This is a genomic window from Pseudomonas sp. 05N434 (assembly GCF_056396965.1).
The window spans coordinates 1-4373 of the sequence record NZ_JBFTMK010000433.1; the positions used below are offsets into that span (position 1 = coordinate 1).

General features: G+C 59.3%; 6 protein-coding genes and 1 pseudogene. 4 read left to right on the top strand and 3 right to left on the bottom strand.

All coding sequences use genetic code 11. The features are described from left to right. Positions 1-512, top strand: a 512-nt coding sequence (locus AC1DLB_RS22590) for a hypothetical protein (protein WP_477785677.1), incomplete at its 5' end; no start/stop codon positions are given. Positions 513-1159: 647 nt separating this feature from the next. Further along, positions 1160-1555, top strand: a complete 396-nt coding sequence (locus AC1DLB_RS22595) for a DUF6124 family protein (RefSeq protein WP_111453148.1) — start codon at positions 1160-1162, stop codon at positions 1553-1555. Between the two features lie 88 nt (positions 1556-1643). Here AC1DLB_RS22595 and AC1DLB_RS22600 read toward each other — a convergent pair whose 3' ends face one another. From AC1DLB_RS22600 to AC1DLB_RS22610, 3 genes are all read right to left on the bottom strand, one after another. Then, positions 1644-1919: an HU family DNA-binding protein gene (locus AC1DLB_RS22600; protein ID WP_003213368.1), complete on the bottom strand. Its 276-nt coding sequence runs from the start codon at positions 1917-1919 to the stop codon at positions 1644-1646. A 192-nt stretch (positions 1920-2111) separates the two neighbouring features. Continuing rightward, complete coding sequence (locus tag AC1DLB_RS22605) at positions 2112-3260, bottom strand: NAD(P)/FAD-dependent oxidoreductase (protein ID WP_477785678.1); 1149 nt, start codon at positions 3258-3260, stop codon at positions 2112-2114. An 18-nt stretch (positions 3261-3278) separates the two neighbouring features. Continuing rightward, positions 3279-3446: a rubredoxin gene (locus tag AC1DLB_RS22610; protein ID WP_007896465.1), complete on the bottom strand. Its 168-nt coding sequence runs from the start codon at positions 3444-3446 to the stop codon at positions 3279-3281. A gap of 200 nt (positions 3447-3646) precedes the next feature. On the opposite strand from AC1DLB_RS22610, the gene AC1DLB_RS22615 reads away from it, so the two are divergent. Both AC1DLB_RS22615 and ubiA read left to right on the top strand, forming a co-directional pair. Next, positions 3647-4210 carry a chorismate--pyruvate lyase family protein gene (locus AC1DLB_RS22615; RefSeq protein WP_064621149.1) on the top strand — a complete coding sequence of 188 codons (564 nt, stop codon included), beginning with the start codon at positions 3647-3649 and terminating at the stop codon, positions 4208-4210. After that, positions 4210-4373: pseudogene (gene ubiA / locus AC1DLB_RS22620) on the top strand (4-hydroxybenzoate octaprenyltransferase); the annotation flags it as partial. The gene AC1DLB_RS22615 and the pseudogene ubiA, both read left to right, overlap by 1 nt.

The following is a 4373-nucleotide window of genomic DNA, read 5'->3' on the forward strand; positions in this document are numbered from 1 at the left end:
ATGAAGGGGGGCTGGAGCTGCGTATCAGCTGTATTGATGGCAAAAGCAAGTTCAAGTTACTCTTTACCATCGGACTTTTTGCCAAAAATCCTCATACCGAATTATTCGTATGCTTACCTGGCGACTGGCCTCTTACGCAGCATGGTTTTCCCCCCCACAGTCCTTGGGTTTTTCCGGTTGAGTTGCTGTCTCTGCTCGCTCGCCACACGTTCGATAATGGCCCCTTGTCGGAAGGCTTCTTGATTCGTCGTTCCGATGCCATGTATGCCAACCTGGCCTGGCCAGACGAAGTGGATGCTTTCGTGGCCGTGGATAAAGCCTGGGATACGAAAACTGAAAAAGAGATCATCCCCGACGATGAAAAGGTGATGCTCTATGTTTTGGTGCCTGTCAAATTCAAGAAAAAAGGCGAACCCGACACAGCAGCATTGCGTGCTCTGACACAACGCAAACGTACAGCCAGTTGGGCGAGTGTGGTCATTCCGGCTCCGGATCCAGAGATAATGCAGTAGAAAGGTGGAGCGGCAAAGCACCAGCCAAGTCCCTGTTGGGCGATCCTTGGGGCGGAGAAAAAGACCAGAGACTGGTGGAGGGTCTTCGTTAGAAGTTCATCTCTGCGTCCAACAAAAATGGGCACCCGACCCAGTCGGCGTGCCCATTTTTCCAGCTCGCACTCATCATGTTCTCTCGCCATCCGGTCAGTCGCCAAATCAACAAGGAAGTACTAATGCTTTCTACCTGACGATTACGTAGGCAACCCCAATCCCGATCAAAAATGGTATTCCAGTCGGTCCCACGCCAATGCCTGACAGTGCTTGTTTAAAAGCCTTGTAGGTAACGTCGTGAAAGCTACAACACCTTGCGTCGTTGCCTACGGCTACGCCAGAATCCGCCGGCTTGTGCGCTTTGGGGTCGGTCGGTAACTTGATTCGTGTCACTGATCGTCAGTGGTCGGGTTTAGTCGCCCGCTGGTAATTGAAGTTGTACAAGCGTCCGTCAGACAGGTACTTGCTACCTGCATTTTGATGGTGGCTGTGCGTAGGGCACCTTTGGGTGCGCCGGCTTCTTCAATTCCCCGGTCCGACTAACCTGCGTACAGCCGCCACCCCTTCGTTTAGTCGGCGAAGGGGTGTCAGCATCACTCATGGAATTGAAGATCATGTTCAAAGTTACACCTAACCCACCGGACACCGATCCGGTCTCCCCATACGAAAGCCCCGATTCAAAAAAACTCAACGACGCCGCCGAACGCGCCCTCGACCATCACTTCCCGCCAGCCGAACCAAAGCCACCGAAACGCAAAGGCCAGCTCTTCAGCGTCTGCCCGGGCATCAACACTGAAGCCCTCCTCGCCAATGCCTCGGAAGATATCTTGTCCATCAGCGCCATCGCCGCCGACCTCGCCGACGACGTGGACGGTTCACGCCGCTCCGTAGCCCTGTCGCTCAGCCGCCTGGCCGATGGGGTGCATTTGTTGGTAGAGCGCGCGCTGGATCACCTGAATGAGCCGGAAATAGCAGCGATTCTCGCCAGGAAACAAAGCCGAGTCGGCTGATCCGCCAGACAGAAAAAATGGGCACCCAACCTCGTTGGCGTGCCCATTTTTTATCCCGCTCGCCCGCTGTGCGGGAAGTCGGTGCGTGTTACGGATTAACGCTGTCTTTCAACGACTTGCCTGGCTTGAACGCAACAGTATTGCTGGCCTTGATCTTCACCGGCTCACCGGTTTGCGGGTTTTTGCCGGTGCGGGCACCGCGATGGCGTTGCAGGAAGGTGCCGAAGCCCACCAGCGTGACGCTATCCTTGCGATGCAGAGCGCCAGTGATTTCTTCGAGAACGGCGTTGAGAACGCGATTGGCCTGTTCTTTGGTGAGATCTGCTTTTTCCGCGATGGCAGCGGCGAGTTCTGGTTTACGCATGAGTGAAGCCCCTTTGACGGTTTTTTGTTGTTATGTCCGTGCTGTTCTCGTTGGAACAGCGCCCAAGGCGCCGCAGGTGCTCTACTCTGCGGCAGACGGGAATGAGGATGGCATGCGCGCAAGAGCGGCGCCAGTCTCCCCGCGACCTTTGTGGGGGCAAAAACGGGGTGATTCCGACAGAACGACYGGCATTTACGCCAACAGGGCCGGAAGTTCTTTGTTCAGGGCGAGTTTTTCCATCACCGCCGCGCCGGTCAGGGCATAGCCCAGCAATTTGCCGGCGCTGTCGCGGCACAGCACCTTGATGTCCGCGCCCTGCCCTTCGACCGTCCAGACGCCCTCCGCGCCCCGTGGCGGCGGCGAAACCACCAATGGGCAGACCGGGGTTTTCACGGTGATCGGCATCGGGCCGTAACTCACCGCCGTAGGGTTTCCGGCGAGGGTCTGGGCCAGCGCTCTCGCACAGCTCATGAGGGGCATGACGTACAACAGATTCAGCCCATCGACCTCGGCGCAATCGCCCAGGGCGTAGATGTTGGCGTGAGAGGTTTTCAGGTGACGGTCAACCACCACGCCACGATTGACCTGCACCCCGGCAGCGGCCGCCAGGTCGATGCGCGGACGCAGACCGATGGCTGACACCACTACGTCGCAAGGGATGACCTGGCCGTCAGACRGATGCGCTTCCAGGCCGTCCGCCACTCGCTGCAAGCGATTGAGCACCGGCCCGAGGTGGAAGCGCGCGCCCAGGCTTTCCAGGCCGGCCTGGACCGCAGCGGCCGCCGCCGGGTGGAGCAAGGTCGGCATGACTTGTTCGCAGGGCGCAACCAGTTGCACTTCGTAGCCACCGAGAATCAGGTCGTTGGCAAATTCGCAGCCAATCAAACCGGCGCCCAGCAGCAGCACCCGACGCTTGCCGGCCGCCGCCGCGCGAAAACGTGCGTAGTCTTCAAGGTCGTTGATTGGGARAACCGCGTCGGCCGCGTCGCCTTCGATCGGCACCCGCACGGTTTCCGCGCCCCAGGCCAGGATCAGGTCGCGATAGATCACCGACTCTTCACCGATCCACAGGCGCTTGTGGCCCGGATCGATGCCGCTGATGCGTGTGTGGGTACGCACTTCGGCCTTCAATTGCTCGGCCATGRCGCCCGGTTCGGCCATGCTCAGGCCATCGGCGTCTTTATTCTTGCCAAAGCCGGTGGAAAGCATCGGCTTGGAGTAGGAGCGTCCGTCATCTGCGGTAATCAACAGCAGCGGGGTTTCGCCATCGAGTTTGCGAAACTCCCGGGCCAGGTTGTAGCCAGCCAGCCCAGTGCCGACGATCACGACAGGTGCGTTCATTCCTAGCTCCTTGGATGCTTAGTTGATTTCAATCATTTCAAAATCCATTTTGCCCACGCCGCAGTCCGGGCACAGCCAGTCTTCCGGCACGTCCTGCCACGGTGTGCCCGCCGCAATACCGTCGTCCGGCCAGCCTTCGGCTTCGTTATAGATCAGGCCGCAGACCACACATTGCCACTTTTTCATTCAGGTATTTCCTCGGGATTCAGGCTTTTGCCGGCGCGAACGGTCGATAGATGAAGCGTTGCCGTCCGGCTCAGGGCGTTTTGTACTGATCGGGCCCGACAGATGCAAGCCTGTTCGGCGCAACGGCAGGCCGGATCAATCAAACTCGCCGCCTGACATGGTAAGCTCGCCGCCTCATTTGCTGCCAATAATGACTCACTGTGCCGCACTCAAAAGCCCCCTCCCCGACGCCGCTCTGGCTTTCTCAAAGCCAACTGATGCCCCGCCCCGACACGTCTACGCTCGATTGGTTGTTCGATGAAGGGTCACTGACCCGACGCCTGACCCGTTTGTCGAATGACGGTTTCAGCGTCACGCCGCTGTTCGAAGGCTGGCAATCGCTGCGCGCCGACGAATGTGCCGCGCTGGAGCTGGCCGAAGGCAGCGAAGGCTGGGTGCGCGAGGTGTATCTGCGCGGCCACGGTGAAGCTTGGGTGTTTGCCCGCAGCGTGGCGGCGCGTAGCGCGCTGCAGGGCGACGGATTGCATATGGATGAGCTGGGTAGCCGCTCCCTGGGCGAACTGCTGTTTTGYGATCGGGCGTTTCAGCGCCGGGCCATCGAGGTTTGTCACTATCCCCAAGCGTGGTTGCCGATGGAGGCTCAGGCGCCTGAACTGTGGGGCCGGCGCTCGCGTTTCGACCGTGGCGCCCTGAGCGTGCTGGTGGCCGAGGTTTTCCTGCCGACCCTGTGGAGCGCCGCCCGCGCGCATCCGGAGAACTGCTGATGTACCAGAACCTGCTCAAGTCTCTGAACCGCGTGAATCCTCGGGCCTGGGATTTCATTCAGCTGACCCGCATGGACAAGCCGATCGGCATTTACCTGCTGCTGTGGCCGACGCTGTGGGCTCTGTGGATTGCCGGTGAAGGTTCGCCGTCACTGGCCAATAT

Bases quoted from the DNA above. Each gene is read 5' to 3' on its own strand.
- AC1DLB_RS22595 (WP_111453148.1), top strand. From the start codon at position 1,160: ATGTTCAAAGTTACACCTAACCCACCGGACACCGATCCGGTCTCCCCA.
- AC1DLB_RS22600 (WP_003213368.1), bottom strand. From the start codon at position 1,919: ATGCGTAAACCAGAACTCGCCGCTGCCATCGCGGAAAAAGCAGATCTC.
- AC1DLB_RS22610 (WP_007896465.1), bottom strand. From the start codon at position 3,446: ATGAAAAAGTGGCAATGTGTGGTCTGCGGCCTGATCTATAACGAAGCC.